The organism is Phytohabitans aurantiacus (genome assembly GCF_027923225.1).
GTDB lineage: Bacteria > Actinomycetota > Actinomycetes > Mycobacteriales > Micromonosporaceae > Phytohabitans > Phytohabitans aurantiacus.
In genome coordinates, this window is record NZ_BSDI01000049.1 from 1 (window position 1) to 15,213 (window position 15,213).

Below are 15,213 nucleotides of genomic sequence, written 5' to 3' on the forward strand. Positions count from 1 at the left end.
CCGCCTACCGTCGACGTCCGGACGGATACGGGGCCCGACGCCACCGACCCGCGGATACGGCGACCGCTGGCTTGCGGCGGCCGCGCCCACGCCCGCCGCAGACGCGGGACCTATTTTTTGCGGTATCGGCGTGTCGGCCGGCGTGTCGCCTGGCGGGGCAACGACCACCGCACAAACGTACGAGAATCAATGCGTGCGGGAAACGTTGGAGCAGCTCAGGGAGATCGCCGGCCACTGCGCCGGCACCCCAGTGTGGTCGCTGCCCGACACCGACCTCATCGACGCCCTCCACACCGTGCACGACGCGCAGCAGATGCTCGCCGCCGTCAAACTCCACCTCATCCGCGAAATCGAAGGCCGCAACCTACCCATCACGCAGCAGGCCGCCAGCACCGCCGTCTGGCTCCGCGAACGCCTCCACGTCAGCATCCACACCGCCCGCCGCACGGTCGACCTGGCCAAAACACTCGACCAACGGCCGACGCTGGACACGGCACTGTCAAGCGGCACTATCAACGTCGAACAAGCCCACATCGTCGCCAAGACCGTCCACGATCTGACCGACGAGAATTCGCCGGATGTGGTGGACCTGGCCGAGAAAACGTTGATCGCGGAGTTCGCCGACTGGGAGCCGGCCACCTTCCGCAAGGCCGCGGAGCGAATCCTGGCACATGTGGCACCGGAAGTGGCCGACGAAGCCGACCGGCGCGCCGCCGAACGAGACGAGAAACGCGCCCAACGGACACGGGCGTTCACCCTGACCAACAACGGCGACGGCCGCTACCGAGTCACCGGCTGGCTCGACGCCGAAGCCGCCGCCATCGTCAACGCCGCCCTCGACCCACTATGCAAACCCGACCTCGAACGAACCCCGGCCCAACGCCGCGCCGACGCACTCGTGGAAGTGTGCCGGCTGGCGCTACGCACCGAACAGCTACCGGACAACGGCGGAGACCGGCCACAGGTTGCGGTCACGGTGCCGTACGACGTCGTGCGTAAAGAACTGGGCGTCGGGCAGCTCGACACCGGGGAACGGTTGACCGCGGAGCAGGTGCGGCGGCTGGCCTGCGACGCCCACATCCTGCCGATCGTGCTGGGCGGGCAGGGGCAGATCCTCGACGTCGGACAGCAACGACGGCTGTTCACCGGACCACTGCGACGGGCGTTGGTCGTACGGGATGGTGGATGTGCCTTCCCCGGCTGCGACCGACCACCACAATGGTGCGACGGCCACCACATTCGACACTGGACAGACGGCGGCGATACCGCGCTGAACAACGGCGTCCTGTTGTGCGGATACCACCATCGGCTCATCCACCGCGGAGAGTGGGAAGTGCGGATGGCCGACGATGGCCGGCCGGAGTTCATTCCACAGCCCTATGTGGACAGTGAGCGTCGGCCCCGGCGCAACATCTACCACCGGCGGACGTAGGCCGGGGATCGTGTTGGCAGGACCGGGCGGGCGTGACCAACAGCCGTGGTCGGTTGAGCCAATGCGTGCCCCCACCCAAAGCCGCGCCGCCGAAAGGCCGGTATCAGGACATGATCGACGAACTGGGGGGCCGGGGACGGCGGGCGCCGCTGATCGTGGCTGACTGCGGCTACGCCGACAACGCCGAGTTCCGCGCCCTCGACGCCTGGCGTCGCGCCCTGGAGACCCTCGAACAGCTCGGGCATCCGGACGCCGACCAGGCCCGGGCGGCGATCAACCGCCTGTCGTGACAGCGGCCAGGCCGGTGGCCGGCGCGTCGCGCTGGGCGACTTCGCCGCCGCGATCAGGCAGGATTGAGCCGCCGCGATCAGGCAGGATTGAGCCGCCGCGATCAGGCCGGACTGAGCCGCCGCGATCAGGCAGGACTGAGGCGTCCAGGCGGGAGCGCGTAGGTCGCGGCGAGGAAGCCACCGACGAAGGCGTCGCCGAGCCCGATCGTCGTCGGCTGGGCCACATCGAGGCGGAAACCCGGCACGCACCGCACGGCGTCCCCCATTTTGGCCTCCAGTGCCGCGGCGAACGCCACCGACTCCGGCCGCCTGGGCCGGCGCCGCATCGCCTCGAACTGCTCGCCGGTGTGGTCGTCGCCATGGCTGTACCGGGTGCTGGCGACCAGGATCCCGCCGTCGAGTGCGCCCGCGTACCGGCCGGCGTCTTCGCCGAACGCGGCCGCCCAGTACTTGGTGTGCACCACCAGCGTCGGCACCGGAATGAGCGCGCGCAGCGACTCCAGCGCGGCGGCCACCTCCGGCACGGAGAGCAGGTCGACGGTGCGCCCCAGGTACGCCTGCAGCTCGTCCTCGTTGAGCCCGTAGACGTCGATACTCGGAAGCAGCGCGTCGCGGAGCCGCTGGCTGAGCCCCGGCTCGTGGAAGCCGGCGTCCTCGTAGTATACGACCGCCCCGGCGGGCAACTGTCGCATGTGGCCGATCAATGTGGACAGCCGGCGGTCCAGCAGCCGCGCCTGCCGTATCGCGTTGAAGCCCGAGATGAGAAAGAGCCGGGCGGTGCTCAGCAGCTCGCCGAGCCCAGGGCTGAGCAGCATCGAGCCGTTCGCCGGGTCGTTGACGTAGATCAGCCGGTTCGGAAACGGCGCGCGGATGTCGATGTCGCCGGCCCGGATCCGCAAGTCCTGGTCGTACTGGACGATCAGGTGCGGGTAGAACGTGTCACGGTCGTCGCTGCAGATGTAGTCGCAGCCGGCCGGCAGCAGCCGCCGGATCACGTCGTTGATGCTGACCAGGTGCAAAGTGGACGGTACGCCGAGGCGGCTCATCTCCTTCGCCGCGCGCACCGACGTTCCGCCCAGTGTGGCGCGGGTGGGGAAACGCTCCGCGAACGCGCTCAGGCACGCGGAGGAGGCGACGAAGTGCTCGCCCCCTCCGCCTTTCTTCAAGTACGTGAGGATCGAGATGACCAGCTCACGCTCGGTGTTCACCGTGGCCGGTGAGGTCAGCTCGCCGTCGCGGATCCGGTACTCGCCGACGAGCCGCTCCATGACCGGCGCGGACAGCTTGAGCTCATAGTCGACGCCTCCCCCGAGGCCCAGGACCACAGTCATGCCAGCCGGCTCAGTGCTCATGTCAGTACAGGGATGCCTTGCCGGTCGCCTCGAAGAGGTCGATCTTGTGGGCCGCGACGGCCTTCATGGCCGCGATCGCCGGTGGCTGGATGTTCAGCGGCTCGCGCAACCCGGTGTCGGCGAGGACCTCGCGCATCTTCGCGTGGTAGGCGACCTTGATGTCGCTGGAGATGTTGATTTTGTTGATGCCGAGCTTGACCGACTGCGCGATCTCGTCGTCCGGGTTGCCCGAGCCGCCGTGCAGCACCAGGGGAATACCCACCGCGTCCTTGATCTCCTTGAGCAGGTCGAGCTTGAGCTCGGGCTTCAAGGTCGCCGGGTAGAGGCCGTGGTAGGTGCCGATGGCCACCGCGAGGCTGTCGACGCCGGTCTCCCGCACGAAGGTCACCGCGTCGGCCGGGTCTGTGTAGATGATGGCGTCGGTGCCGGCCTCGCCCTCGGCGTCGGCCTTGCCGATCGTACCCAGCTCCGCCTCGACCGAAAGCCCTACGGCGTGCGCGGTCTCGGTGACCTTCCGGGAGATCGCGACGTTGTCCTCAAAGGACTTGAGCGACGCGTCGATCATCACCGAGGTGAAGCCGATCTTGATGGCGGTCAGCATCTCCTCGTACGTCGCGCCGTGGTCCCAATGGATCGCGATCGGCACGGACGAGCGGTGGGCCCGCAGCGTCATCGCGGCGATGACGTCGTGCCCGATGTGCTTGACCTCGTCGGGATGGATACCGATGAACAGCGGCGCGTTCTTCTCCTCGCTGATGTCCACGATGCCGTTGAACATGGCGTAGTCGCTGATGTTGAAGGCAGGCACGGCGAAGTTTTTCTCGTGCGCTACGTCCAGGATCGCCTTGCCGGTCGTCAGCATTGCTGCGTTCTCCTTCTGGGGTTGGTTCCCGCTCGCCCGAGCGGGAATGTCATGCCTTGACGGCGCCGGAGGTGAGGCCGCCAATGAATCGCCGCTGGAAGAGCAGGAACAGGATGAGGACCGGGATGGACCCGAGGATGCTCATCGCCATCATCTGGTTCCACTCGTAGGAGTGCTGGCCCATCAGGAGCTGGATGCCGATGGGTACGGTGCGCATGTCGTCGGTACGCGTGAGCGTCAGCGCGAAGAGGTACTCGTTCCACGAGATCATGAACGTGTAGACGCCGACGGCGACCATGCCCGGAACCGAGACGGGCACCAGTACCCGCCACAGCGCCGTCCAGCTCGACGCGCCGTCGACCTTGACGGACTCGTCCAGCTCCTTGGGCAGCGTGTTGAAGTAAGCGGTCATCATGATGATCGCGTACGGCAGCGTGAACACCATGTGCGTGAGGATCAGCCCGGGATAGGTGTTGTAGAGCCCGAGCGTCACGACCAGCCCGAAGTACGGGATGACGAGCGTGATCGGCGGTACCGCCTGCACGCTGATGATGACCGCGTTGATGGACTTCTTCAGCGGGAACTCGTAACGGCTGAACCCGTACGCCGCCAGGATCGCCACGAACAACGTCAACGCCGTGACTGAGAGCGCGACGATGTAGCTGTTGAGGAAGAACCGCAGCTGCGCGCCGTCGCTCAGGATCGCGGTGTACGCGTCGAACGAGAAGTGGCTGATCAGCTTAGGCGGCACCGCGAAGACCTCGCCGTTGGGCTTGAACGAGGTCGACAGCATCCACACGACGGGCAGCCCGGCGAAGGCCGCGCCGAGGCACAGGCCGGTGAACACGGCGATCTTCGCGCCGAGGCGCCGCCTCTTGCGGGTCAGCACTTTCTTGGAGGTGGGCACGCGGTCACCTCTCCTTTTGCAGGCGGACGTAGAAGACCGCGAGCACCATCGTGAGGAGCAGAACGATGACCGCCGCGGCGGACGCGGTGGCGAACTCGTAACTGCTGAAGGCTTGCTTGTACGTGTACGTGCTGAGCATCTCCGTGACGTTCAGCGGACCGCCGCCCGTGGTCATCCAGATGAGCGCGAACTGCTGCGAGGTCCAGATGAGGTCGAGTACGGCCATGCTGATCAGTACCGGCCGCAACTGCGGGATCGTCACGTTCCAGAACTGCCGGATCGGGCTGGCACCGTCCACAGAGGCCGCCTCGTACAGGTCACCGGGGATCCCCTGCAACCCGGCGAGGATGCTGATCATGAAGAACGGGAAGCCGGCCCAGATGTTGATGAACGTCAGCGCCCACAACGCCTTGCCCGGATCGGAGAGCCAGTCGACGCTGCTCCCGCCGAGCGTCGTCAGGAGGTAGTTGACCACTCCGGACGGGTCGAGCATAAGCCGCCAGATGACCGCGATCACGGCCACCGTGAACAGCCACGGCAGGATGTAGATGATCCGGAAGATCGCCTTGGTCACGTTGCCCAGCAGCGGCGTGTTGAGCATCAACGCGAAGCCGAGCCCCAGGATCAGGTGTGCCACCGTGCTCACGGTGATGAAGACGAAGGTGTTCTTCAGCGCCGCCAGGAAGTCGGGGTCGGTGAGCACCTTCGTGTAGTTCGCGAAGCCGACGAAGACCGAGTTCTGCTGGACGATCACGTTGTCTTTGAACGAGTAGCTCACGACCATCGCGATGGGGATGATCATCAAAACGAAGATCAGGATCATCGTCGGCGACAGGAAGGCGTACGGGGCGGTGCCTCGCGCCCACAAACGCCGCGCCCTGCCCCGAGGGGCCGCGCGGGTCTCCGGCGCCGCCACCGCCGGGGGTGGCGCGTGATCCAGTTTCGCAGAGTTCATCGATGTCTCCTTGTGTCGGGGCCGCGCCGCGGTGTCGGCGCGGCCCCGATGTGTGGAAAGCCTCAGAGCACCGAAGCCCAGTCCTCTTGCGCCTTGCTGAGCGTGTCGTCGACGCTCTGCTTGCCGGTCAGCGTGAGCTGCAACTGCTCGTCGAAGCTGCGCATGAGGTCCTCGGCCTTCGGCAGGCCGACGAACTCGTTGGCCGGGTAGCCCGCCTGGTAGATGTCGAAGGCCGTCTTGAACAGCGGGTCGCTGTTGCTGAAGTCAGGCACGGCGGTCTTGTTGCCCGGGAAGCCGTTCGCGAGCGTGCTCAGCTCCGCGTTCTTCTCCTTGCTCATCAGGAACTCGACCAGCTTGAACGCCTCGGCCTTGTGCTTGGAGGAGTCGGCGACGCCGATGCCCCACGACGCGTACGGAATGCCGCGCTTGCCGGTGTAGCCGTCTTCGGCCGGGATCGGCAGCACCGTGAAGTTCAGCGAGGGGTTGTTCTTCTTGATGAGGTTGATGTGCGCCAAGGAATCGATCACCATGCCGACCTGGCCGGTGGTGAACTTCTCGACCTTGTCCTGCTCCTTCATGGTGAGGGAGCCGGGGGCGATCACGCTGGCGTCGTTGAGGCTCTTGACGTACTCGATCGTGCTCTTGACCTGCGCGTTGGTCAGGTCGGGCTTGCCGTCCTTGGTGAGCATGGTGCCGCCCGAGGCCCACAGCCACGACATCACGTCGTTCTGGATGCCGTTGGGCACGGCGGTGTCGAGCGGAAGTGCCCAACCCTTGACGTTGCCGCCGGTCGCGGTGATCTTCTTGGCCGCGTCCAGGAACTCGGTGCGCGTGCTCGGCGGCTTCGTGACACCGGCCTTCGCGAGCAGGTCGTTGTTGACGAACATCGGATACACGAAGTTCACAATGGGGATCATGTAGGTCTTCCCCTGGATCTGGATCTGGCTCGCGAGCTGGCTCTCGTCGTAGTTCGCGTCCTTCATCAGCGCACTCAGGTCGGCGATCGCGCCCTGCTTGGCGAAGTCGTTGACCCACGCGCCGTCGAGGCCCACGACGTCAGGCAGCGTCTTGGACGCCGCGCCGGATACCAGCTGCTGCTTCGTGGACGCGTACGGCCCGCTCAGCAGCTTGACCTTGATGTTCGGGTTCTGAGCCGTGAACTCGGTCATCAGCTTGTCGAACGATCCCGCCGGAAGCTCCGGTGCCCACCACTGCGCGAACTCGAGCGTGACGCTCCCGTCCGCGCTCGCGCCGTCGTCCGAACCGCCACACGCCACCCCGGTGGTACCGACCAACGCGGCCACCGCTATCACCCCGAGTAGGTGCCTCCGTCGGGTCATGCCGAACTCCTTCTATGTCAAGGTGTTACCGCTCTATGCTGGTCTGCGCCACGTTAACAGCACGTTACATCGCTCACAAGACCCAGTACTGCAAAATCCTGCTTGGTACTGCATAGTTCGGCAGAGCAAATCGGAAACTAGGGCCGAATCTGGCAGTCAGATCTCGATATGGGCCGCAGACGCTGGCACAACACCGCACGAAACGGGCAGCACCATGCTGTACCCTGCCGTTCTAAGCTTGTTTCGAGCTAGCTACCGCAGACTTGGAGGACCAGTGACCCTGGACAAAGAGGACCGGCAGCGCCGCCTCCCCGCGGGCCGCAAGGCTCAGCTGGCGGCGTACGTGGCCGAGACCGGGGAGGTCACGGTCACCGCGCTCGCGGAGCGCTTCGGCGTCTCCATCGACACCATCCGGCGCGACCTCGATCAGCTCAGCGCCGACGGCGTGCTCGTGCGCACCTACGGTGGCGCGGTCAGCCAGTCGACGGCCTCGCGGGTCGACCGCACCGTCGACGTGCGGCTCACCATGGAGAAGCGCGAGAAAGAGAAGATCGCGGTACTGGCAGCGTCCCTTGTGGAGAATGGTTCCGTCATCATGCTCAACGGCGGCACGACCACTCTCGCCGTCGCCAAGAGCCTGCGCCACCACCGTGACCTGACGGTGGCGACGAACAGCCTGCTGGTACCGCCGGCGCTGTCACCATCGGCGATCCGCGACGTGTACGTCTTCGGCGGCGCGGTCCGCACGCTCACGCTGGCCACCGCCGGACCCGTCAGCTTCCGCACCGCCGGCGGCAGCGAGCTCGACATCAGCTGCGATCTGGCGCTGATTGGCGTCGGTGCCGTGTCGGCCGCCGCTGGGTACACGACGAGCAACCTGGCCGAGGCCGCGATGATGCGGGAAATGATCTCGCGCGCGGCGCGGGTGGCGATCCTCGCCGACTCGTCGAAGTTCGGCCGCCGGCTCTTCGCCCAGGTCTCCGACCTGGGCGGCGCCGACTACCTGGTGACCGACTCCACCCCACCCCCCGACCTGCGAGATGCCCTGGCCGAGGCCGAAGTGGAGCTGCTAACCCCCGAGTCCCCATAGCCCGCCGGCCGGAGGCACAGGCAGAACGGGTGCCCCGCCGGATCGGCGAAGACCCGATGCTTCGCCTGGTGGTCCAGCTTCGTGGCGCCCAGAGCGACAACCGCCCGCTCGGCCGCGTCGAGATCGTCGACGCGGAAGTGAAGGTGAAACTGCATCGAGGAGGCCGGATCGGGCCACGTCGGTGGCTGGTAACCGGGAGCCCGCTGGAACGACAGGTGCAGGTCAGCGTTCCGGCTCTCGCCCACGGAATACCAGTCCGGGTCGGCGTACACGATCGGCCAACCCGTGACCCCGCTGTAGAAGTCGGCGAGCGCGGCGGGATCGGGACACTCGAGCGCGACCCCACTGAGACTTCCGATGCCGCTCATGAACCCACTCCTCCCGACACCGCGGCGGCCCGCATGCGGACGTACTCGACCTCCATCTCGGGCGCGCCGAAGCCGTAGTCAGCGTACTCGGCGCGCATGTCCTCGATCGCGGTGTCGAGCGCCGCCGACGGCCCGTCCTCGGCGAGCAGCACCACCAGCGGCTCCCACATCGCGCCGCCGAAGTCGGGTATGCGGCGCAGCGCTTTGAGATAAGCGCCCGGCCTGAGCAGGTCCAGCGCGGTGCGGGCCAGGATGCCGGCCGCGTTGACCAGCAGCGCCGCGGCATGCTCGAGCTCCTCGGCCGTCGTCATGGCGGCCGGGTACCGATCAGGGTCGAACTTCAGGTGGTAGAAGCTGTCCTTCGGGCGCTGGCGGGTCTCGACGAAGCCGATCGAGAACGACGTCGCGCCCTCGTCCAGCGCGATCGCGGGCTGGCCCCAGCGGGCGGCACGCCAGTTCACGTACTCCCACCACGCGATCGGCACCATGCTGATGCCCACGGTGACGAAGATCGTGCCGCCGCCGACGGCGCGCATCACACTCCGGCCGATACCGATCTGCGCCACGCCGTCGGACGTGATGACCGTCCAACTCCCGCGCGAACCCACGAAGCCCAGCGGCCGCACGACAGCACGGATCTCCTTGTTCAGCCGGCTCGTCACCTGCTCCGGTGTGATCATCGAACACACCGTACCCGCCGCGCCGCGCCGCACCACGGCGCCCGCCGCGCCCGCCGCGCCGCCGCGCCCCTTCCGCCGATCAAGGGCAAACGCACGTGGTTCGATCTCAAAACCGCGTGCATACGCCCTTGATCCACGCGGATGGCCTTGATCGACGGCCCGTCGCGGGGCAAGGGCAAGCCCAGAACCAGGACCGAGCTCTGAGCTACCGCGACGTCCGTCGTGCGCACGACCGCTGCTCCCGCGGCCTCACCGTCCGCGCTTCCCAGTCCCCCGGCGCGCGCTGCGTCGACGACGACACGGTCCTTCTGGGCGATCGGGGCGGTGCCGGTCGCCTTCGCCCCTGACGGCACGCTCGCCAGCAGCGGCGCCGACGGTCAGTTACGTCTGTGGGACGTGGCGAACCGCCGCCAGCGCGGCACGACGGTCCCCTTGCCGGGCCTGGGCGACGCCAGCACCGACACGGCGTTCACTTCTGACAGCCGCTCGCTGTACGTCGTGGTCAACGGCGCCGCGCGGCGGTGGGACGTCGCCGCCCTGACGCAGCCGTAACCGGGCCCGCTCGCGCGCGTACCAGCGGATCACGGTATGCATTTCGTAGCGGCGCGGACGGCGCTGGCGGACGAGGTGCGCGGCGGCGAGACTCTCCAGTACGGCTCCGGTCCGGCTCTTCGGCAGGCCCGCCAATGCCGCCGCGTCCGCCAGCGTCACCTCGCCGGACGCGTGCGATCCGAGCACGCGGAACATGTGCGCCGCGTCCGGGTCCAGCGCGCGATACGACCAGGCGAGCGTTGCCCACAGCTCGTTGTACGGATCGCCATCCTCACCACCGAACAGGTCCAGCCTCGCGCGCTCGTCCGCCATGGCACGCGCCACCCGGGCCAGGCCACCTGCTCGCTGGGCGCGCTCAGCGGCGATCGCGAGCGCCAGCGGGTGCCCAGCGCACATCTCGACCAGGCGAGCGGCCGCAGCCGGTTCGGCGACGACGCCATCGCGCCCGTACGCGGAGGCGACCAGCGCGAGCGCGTCGTGCCTCGCCAACGGTCCGAGCGTCAGCCGCCGAGCACCATCCTGGACCGCGAGGCCCGCCAGACTGTCACGGCTCGTGACGACGATGAGGCTGTCACCGCCCGGCAGCAGGGGACGCACCTGTCCGGCGTCCCGCACGTTGTCCAGAAGCATCAGCACCCGCCGGCCAGCGAGCGTGCGGCGCAGCAGCGCGGCCCTCGTGGCCGTCCCGGTCGGGATGAGTCCGGAGCGCACGCCCAGGCCGCGCAGCAGCGCCGCCACCGCGGCGGAGGGCGCCAGTGGCGCGTCCGGACCGTGTCCACGCAGGTTGAGATACAACTGCATGTCCGGGTACGCGTGCGCGACCGCGTGTGCGAAGTGGAGAGCCAGCGTCGTCTTCCCGATACCAGGCGCACCGACGAGCGCCACGACCCGGGCCGGACACCCGGCGCCTCTCGCCCCGGTCACCAAGGCGTGCAGGCGCTCGAGTTCGGGCCGGCTCGTGAAGCTGGCCGCGGCTGGCGGCAACTGCCGGATCGCGGCCGACCCGGCGGTGACCGGAGCGAGCAGCCCCAGCCGCCGCTCCAGGTCAGTTCGCCGCTCGACCGCCGCCAACCGCTCGTACTCGAGCCGCGGCACGACCTCCCGATCCAGCCACTGCGACCGCAGACCGGCGAACGGAGTGCCGCGCCACAGCATCGACGCCTGGCGCAGCAACGCCAACTCGTCCTCGATCCGACCGGCTTCTCCTGACCGGCGCCTCAGATCACGGAACTCCCACAGGTCGGCGCCGCTGACGGTCGTGGCGATCCGGTAACCGTCAGACGAGGTCTCGATGGAGTCGGACCCCAGCAGCCGTCGCAGGCGTGCCACGTACGTGTGGACGTGGGCCCGCTCATTGGGGCGCGCCCGGTCGGGCCACAGCCGCGCTGCCAGCACGTCCGCCGCGACCCATCTGCCCGACGCGATCAGCACGGCCAGCAGTACACGTAACCGGCCAGGCGGGACGGCGACCGGCTCGCCGGCGGAGCTGACCCGCCACGGTCCAAGAATCTCAAAGCGAAGCACGGCGGCGACCGTAGGTTCACGAGCGGGGGCGGCCGGAGTTGTTCGAATGTGCTCGAATGGCCAGGTGATCCAGATCGAGTTCAGCGACGCCGACCTGGCCACGGTCAGGCTCGCGCACTCGCCGATGGTCGAGGTGGTGACCAGCACATTCGCGCTGTACCGGCCATCGAAGTACTGGATGTACCGGTCCTGGAGATCCCGCGTGGCGCCCCAGTTGCCGAGGGCTGGCCTGGAGACGTTCCTGGCCGTGACCACCGGCCCCAACTGCTTCGTGCCCGACTTCCTCTCGCCCGTACCGGTTGGCGCCCGGCCGCGCCTGGAGGAGGAGTTGGCGGTCATCGGCGCGACCCCGCTGGAACAGGTGGCCGCCGAGGTCCATGCCGCCTGGGCCGGGCATCCGGCGCCGCCGGAGATCCTCCGGTTCGAGCACGACCCCCGCCGTGCCCTCGACGACCTGGTGCGGCAGATCCGGCGGTACTTCGAGCTGGCGATCGCCCCCTTCTGGCCGCGATTGCGCGCCGTGGTCGAGAGCGACATCGCACGGCGGGCACGGACGGCCGCCGAGCGGACCCCTCGCGCGCTGGTATCCGGTCTGCACCCGCGACTGGACTGGGACGGCGCGACACTCCACATCGGATACACACGGGACGATCACTGGGGTCTTGACGGGCACGGATTGGCGCTGCTGCCGGCTGGCTTCGCCGGTCCGTCCATGTACACCGTGTCCGCCGCCCCCTCGGGGCGGGCACTGTGGTACCCGCCGCGCGGGTACGGCCGGGTCTGGGACCAGCCGGCGCCCGTCCAGCCCTCCGCGGCGCTGGCGGCCGTGCTCGGCCACACCCGGGCATCGGTGCTGACGCTACTGGCGATGCCGCACAGCACCGGTGAGGTCGCGAGCGTCCTGGGCCTGTCCCCCGCGACCGCCTCCCACCACCTGACCACGTTGCGGGACGCCGGTCTGGTGGCCGGAGACCGCGTCGGGCGGCGCCTGCGGTACCTCCGCACCGGCCTCGGCGAGCAGCTCGCCAACGCCTCGTAGCGGCACTGTCAGGCGACGCGGACCATCTGGTTGGAGTAGTTGCCGTGCGGGCTGTACGTGTGCAGGTTGTTGCCCGAGCACTGGTACTTCGTCGGCTCCGGAAAGTACGTCAGCGGCCCGCTGGCGTTCACCTTGCCGTTTCGGCGCAGCGTGCCCACGGCGTTGGTTTTGGTCACCTCATCGATGATCTCGCCATCTTTCACGAAGTACCGGCCCGAGGCGGTGCCGCGGCTGACATCCGACCAGTCCGCGTTGCGATAGCGCGTGGTCCGCGGCTGCATCTTGTTGTAGTCGGTGAAGCTGGTGCCGTCGGCGCGGTAGGTGACGAGGGTGCCGGCGCCGCCGGTGTAGAGCACCCGCACGTCGTCGATCAGGCCGTACACGCGGTTCATCGTGATCTTCCAGGTGCCGAGCAGGCAGGGGTCGATGCCGGGCGGGTAGGTGGGCGACGGGCTCGCGGTCGGCGACGGGCTCGCCACAGTGGACGGAGTCGTGGTCGGCGCGGCGGACGAGCCCTCGCCACCGAAGACGGGCAGTTGCGCCAGCGCCACGGCGAGCGCGGCGACCCCGCCCGCCGCCGCGGCGGCCCAGCCGGCTCGCCGGAGCTTCACGGACCTGGCCGTGGCGGGCGCGGCCGCAAGCACGGGCGGTGGCGGGGCAACCGCGACGGCAATGGCGTCGGGCGCGGGGACCGACCGCAGGCTGCCCTCGGCGACGGCCAACTCCGGCTGGTCGACGGTGACCGGCAGGATGCCGAAGGCCCGGTGCAGCGTGGTGGCGACGGCGGGCATCCGGCTGGAGCCGCCGGCCAGGAAGATCGCCGACAGGTCGGTCGCCCGCACGCCGGCGGTCTCCAGTACCTCGCGGACGGCGGCGACCGTGCGGTCGAGGATCGGCGCGATGAGCCGGTCCAACTCCTCGCGGCCCAGTGGCGCCTCGGCGTCGACGAGAGGAACGTGGATCAACGTCGTGGTGGCCCGCGACAGCATCTCCTTCGCGGCCCGGACGTTGTCCCACAGCTGTTGCCGGGCCCGGCGCTCGGCCACCGTCGTGGGCGCTTCGAGCCGGCCCCACGCCTGCGGGTCGAACCCGGCTGCGGCCAGGTGCGCCACGATCGCGGCGTCGATGTCGAGGCCGCCGCAGTCCGGCAGCCCGCGGGCGGCCACCGTCGCGAACCCGTCACCGGTACGCCGGACGACAGCGGCGTCGAACGTACCGGCTCCAAGGTCGTAGATCACCGCGGTGCCGCCGTCGGGGATCTGGGCCCCGGCGATGTCGGTGAAGTAGTGCGCGGCGGCGACCGGTTCGTCGACAAGCCGCGTGCCGGCGGGGGCGGCGGCGAGCAGCACCGCCCGCCGCGCGCCGGCCCAGGCCGCGGGGCAGGTCACCACCGTCTCCATTGGGCCGCCGGGGTGTCCGGTGAGGTGGGCCGCCTCGCCCAGCACCCGTTGCAGTACCGCGGCGAACAGTCTCGACACCTCGAAGTCGGCGCCGGCCAGCAGCAACGTACCCTCGTCGACCCGTTGCTTCGGGTGCGGCTCGAACGCCTCGGGATGCGCCGCGGCGACGTGCAGCGCGTCTCTGCCGGTCAGGATGCGGCCGGTCGGGTCCACACAGACCGCCGACGGCAGCAGCGGCGAGCCGTCGAACAGCAACGGACGCGGCTCACGTCCCGGCACGACGACGACCGCGACGGTCGAGGACGTACCGAAGTCGATCCCCACCCGGACAGGCACGTACCCCGCGTCAGTCGGCACGAGTCAAATGTATCGACCCGAATGTCACGGGAACTAAACGGGCACGATTCACGACCACCTATCGGACGGTCCGAGAATTCTCGCCGGAGATGCCGGCGGGGTGGTGAATGGAGTGCAGATGCGGGTACGGATGGCGGCCGGGCTCGGGGTGGCGGTACTGGCCGGTGTCGTGGCGGGCCTGGGCGCGGGGGTGGGCCCGGCGTCGGCGCACGTGACGGTGAACCCGCGGGAGGCGACGCAGGGCGGATACGCGAAGCTGGCGTTCCGGGTACCGAACGAGCGCGACAACGCCTCGACGGTCAAGGTGGAGGTGACGATCCCGACCGACAAGACGGCGATCGCCTCGGTGTCGACCCGGCCGGCGCCCGGATGGACCGCCACGGTCGAGCGTGCCAAGCTCGCCACTCCGCTGAAGGTGCACGACAGCGAGGTCACCGAGGCGGTCTCGAAGATCACCTGGACGGCCGCCCCCGGCAACGAGGTGAAGCCGGGACAGTTCCAGGAGTTCGAGATCTCCGCCGGCCCGCTGCCGGAGGCGGACCAGATCGCGTTCAAGGCCCTGCAGACGTACTCCAACGGCGAGGTCGTGCGCTGGATCGAGGAGCCGCAGGCAGGGCAGGAGGAGCCGGAGCACCCCGCACCGGTACTCAAGCTGGCCAAGAAGGGCGCGCAGCCGGCCAGTACCGGAGCGGCGATCGTGAACGCGAACGCCGACCTCGCCGACGGCAGCTCGGACGACGGCGCTTCCGGCTGGTACGCCGTGGCCGGCGTCGGCGGCCTGATCGCGGGCCTGGCCGGTCTGGTGTTCGGTGTACTGGCCTGGCGGCGCTCCGGCGCACAGGCCGGCTGACCGCGTCAGCGCTCGTCGGGTTCGTCCCGCCGATCGTCTTTCCTGTCCTCGTTTCCGCTGAAGGGTGCGGCGGCGCCGGTGTCCGGCGCCGCCGTCCGGGCGCGCTGCTCGTCCCCGTCGGCACCGGGCTGGCTCTGATCGGTCACGCTGTCGCGGTCGACCGGGTGTCGCTTGCTCATGACCGGCATGTACCCGGCCCTGGCCAGGAGAAAACG

General features: G+C 68.9%; 15 protein-coding genes. 5 read left to right on the top strand and 10 right to left on the bottom strand.

Annotated elements, in window-relative coordinates; translation table 11 throughout:
- Window positions 1-193 precede the first annotated feature (193 nt).
- Both QMG73_RS34915 and QMG73_RS34920 read left to right on the top strand, forming a co-directional pair.
- Window positions 194-1,432, top strand: a complete 1,239-nt coding sequence (locus QMG73_RS34915; protein ID WP_281902976.1) for an HNH endonuclease signature motif containing protein — start codon at window positions 194-196, stop codon at window positions 1,430-1,432.
- Window positions 1,433-1,542: 110 nt separating this feature from the next.
- Window positions 1,543-1,722 carry a hypothetical protein gene (locus QMG73_RS34920; RefSeq protein ID WP_281902977.1) on the top strand — a complete coding sequence of 60 codons (180 nt, stop codon included), beginning with the start codon at window positions 1,543-1,545 and terminating at the stop codon, window positions 1,720-1,722.
- Window positions 1,723-1,847: 125 nt separating this feature from the next.
- On the opposite strand, the gene QMG73_RS34925 is transcribed toward QMG73_RS34920, so the two are convergent.
- From QMG73_RS34925 to QMG73_RS34945, 5 genes are all read right to left on the bottom strand, one after another.
- Window positions 1,848-3,074 carry an ADP-dependent glucokinase/phosphofructokinase gene (locus tag QMG73_RS34925; protein WP_281902979.1) on the bottom strand — a complete coding sequence of 409 codons (1,227 nt, stop codon included), beginning with the start codon at window positions 3,072-3,074 and terminating at the stop codon, window positions 1,848-1,850.
- 1 nt (window position 3,075) lies between these two features.
- A complete protein-coding gene (locus tag QMG73_RS34930) occupies window positions 3,076-3,936 on the bottom strand; it encodes a ketose-bisphosphate aldolase (RefSeq protein WP_281902982.1) in 861 nt (286 codons plus the stop codon).
- Between the two features lie 49 nt (window positions 3,937-3,985).
- On the bottom strand, window positions 3,986-4,843 hold the full coding sequence (locus QMG73_RS34935; RefSeq protein ID WP_281902984.1) for a carbohydrate ABC transporter permease: 858 nt from the start codon (window positions 4,841-4,843) through the stop codon (window positions 3,986-3,988).
- Between the two features lie 4 nt (window positions 4,844-4,847).
- A complete protein-coding gene (locus tag QMG73_RS34940) occupies window positions 4,848-5,798 on the bottom strand; it encodes a carbohydrate ABC transporter permease (RefSeq protein ID WP_281902986.1) in 951 nt (316 codons plus the stop codon).
- 62 nt (window positions 5,799-5,860) lie between these two features.
- The gene (locus tag QMG73_RS34945; RefSeq protein WP_281902989.1) at window positions 5,861-7,138 is read right to left on the bottom strand and encodes an ABC transporter substrate-binding protein; all 1,278 of its coding nucleotides are present in this window, start codon (window positions 7,136-7,138) and stop codon (window positions 5,861-5,863) included.
- Between the two features lie 274 nt (window positions 7,139-7,412).
- Between QMG73_RS34945 and QMG73_RS34950 the strand changes: the two genes are divergently transcribed.
- Window positions 7,413-8,228, top strand: coding sequence for a DeoR/GlpR family DNA-binding transcription regulator (locus QMG73_RS34950; RefSeq protein ID WP_281902990.1), 816 nt, complete (start codon window positions 7,413-7,415; stop codon window positions 8,226-8,228).
- On the opposite strand, the gene QMG73_RS34955 is transcribed toward QMG73_RS34950, so the two are convergent.
- The 3 genes from QMG73_RS34955 to QMG73_RS34965 form a co-directional block, all read right to left on the bottom strand.
- Window positions 8,138-8,596: a VOC family protein gene (locus QMG73_RS34955; protein ID WP_309299562.1), complete on the bottom strand. Its 459-nt coding sequence runs from the start codon at window positions 8,594-8,596 to the stop codon at window positions 8,138-8,140. The genes QMG73_RS34950 and QMG73_RS34955 overlap by 91 nt on opposite strands.
- Complete coding sequence (locus tag QMG73_RS34960) at window positions 8,593-9,276, bottom strand: hypothetical protein (RefSeq protein WP_281902992.1); 684 nt, start codon at window positions 9,274-9,276, stop codon at window positions 8,593-8,595. The genes QMG73_RS34955 and QMG73_RS34960 overlap by 4 nt, the downstream gene beginning before the upstream one ends.
- A gap of 381 nt (window positions 9,277-9,657) precedes the next feature.
- Entirely contained in the window at window positions 9,658-11,352 is a 1,695-nt protein-coding gene (locus QMG73_RS34965; protein ID WP_281902994.1) for an AfsR/SARP family transcriptional regulator, read from the bottom strand.
- 64 nt (window positions 11,353-11,416) lie between these two features.
- Here QMG73_RS34965 and QMG73_RS34970 point away from each other — a divergent pair, with 64 nt between their 5' ends.
- Window positions 11,417-12,391: an ArsR/SmtB family transcription factor gene (locus QMG73_RS34970; protein ID WP_281902995.1), complete on the top strand. Its 975-nt coding sequence runs from the start codon at window positions 11,417-11,419 to the stop codon at window positions 12,389-12,391.
- An 8-nt stretch (window positions 12,392-12,399) separates the two neighbouring features.
- Here QMG73_RS34970 and QMG73_RS34975 read toward each other — a convergent pair whose 3' ends face one another.
- Window positions 12,400-14,148 carry an Hsp70 family protein gene (locus tag QMG73_RS34975; protein WP_281902997.1) on the bottom strand — a complete coding sequence of 583 codons (1,749 nt, stop codon included), beginning with the start codon at window positions 14,146-14,148 and terminating at the stop codon, window positions 12,400-12,402.
- Between the two features lie 118 nt (window positions 14,149-14,266).
- Between QMG73_RS34975 and QMG73_RS34980 the strand changes: the two genes are divergently transcribed.
- The gene (locus QMG73_RS34980) at window positions 14,267-14,998 is read left to right on the top strand and encodes a YcnI family copper-binding membrane protein (RefSeq protein ID WP_281902999.1); all 732 of its coding nucleotides are present in this window, start codon (window positions 14,267-14,269) and stop codon (window positions 14,996-14,998) included.
- Window positions 14,999-15,003: 5 nt separating this feature from the next.
- Here QMG73_RS34980 and QMG73_RS34985 read toward each other — a convergent pair whose 3' ends face one another.
- The gene (locus QMG73_RS34985) at window positions 15,004-15,177 is read right to left on the bottom strand and encodes a hypothetical protein (RefSeq protein ID WP_281903001.1); all 174 of its coding nucleotides are present in this window, start codon (window positions 15,175-15,177) and stop codon (window positions 15,004-15,006) included.
- Window positions 15,178-15,213 lie beyond the last annotated feature (36 nt).

What these genes read in the sequence shown, in the direction of transcription:
- QMG73_RS34955 (WP_309299562.1), bottom strand. Translation starts at nt 8,596, where the DNA reads ATGAGCGGCATCGGAAGTCTCAGTGGGGTCGCGCTCGAGTGTCCCGAT.
- QMG73_RS34985 (WP_281903001.1), bottom strand. Translation starts at nt 15,177, where the DNA reads ATGAGCAAGCGACACCCGGTCGACCGCGACAGCGTGACCGATCAGAGC.
- QMG73_RS34940 (WP_281902986.1), bottom strand. Translation starts at nt 5,798, where the DNA reads ATGAACTCTGCGAAACTGGATCACGCGCCACCCCCGGCGGTGGCGGCG.
- QMG73_RS34960 (WP_281902992.1), bottom strand. Translation starts at nt 9,276, where the DNA reads ATGATCACACCGGAGCAGGTGACGAGCCGGCTGAACAAGGAGATCCGT.
- QMG73_RS34925 (WP_281902979.1), bottom strand. Translation starts at nt 3,074, where the DNA reads ATGAGCACTGAGCCGGCTGGCATGACTGTGGTCCTGGGCCTCGGGGGA.
- QMG73_RS34980 (WP_281902999.1), top strand. Translation starts at nt 14,267, where the DNA reads ATGCGGGTACGGATGGCGGCCGGGCTCGGGGTGGCGGTACTGGCCGGT.
- QMG73_RS34920 (WP_281902977.1), top strand. Translation starts at nt 1,543, where the DNA reads ATGATCGACGAACTGGGGGGCCGGGGACGGCGGGCGCCGCTGATCGTG.
- QMG73_RS34945 (WP_281902989.1), bottom strand. Translation starts at nt 7,138, where the DNA reads ATGACCCGACGGAGGCACCTACTCGGGGTGATAGCGGTGGCCGCGTTG.
- QMG73_RS34930 (WP_281902982.1), bottom strand. Translation starts at nt 3,936, where the DNA reads ATGCTGACGACCGGCAAGGCGATCCTGGACGTAGCGCACGAGAAAAAC.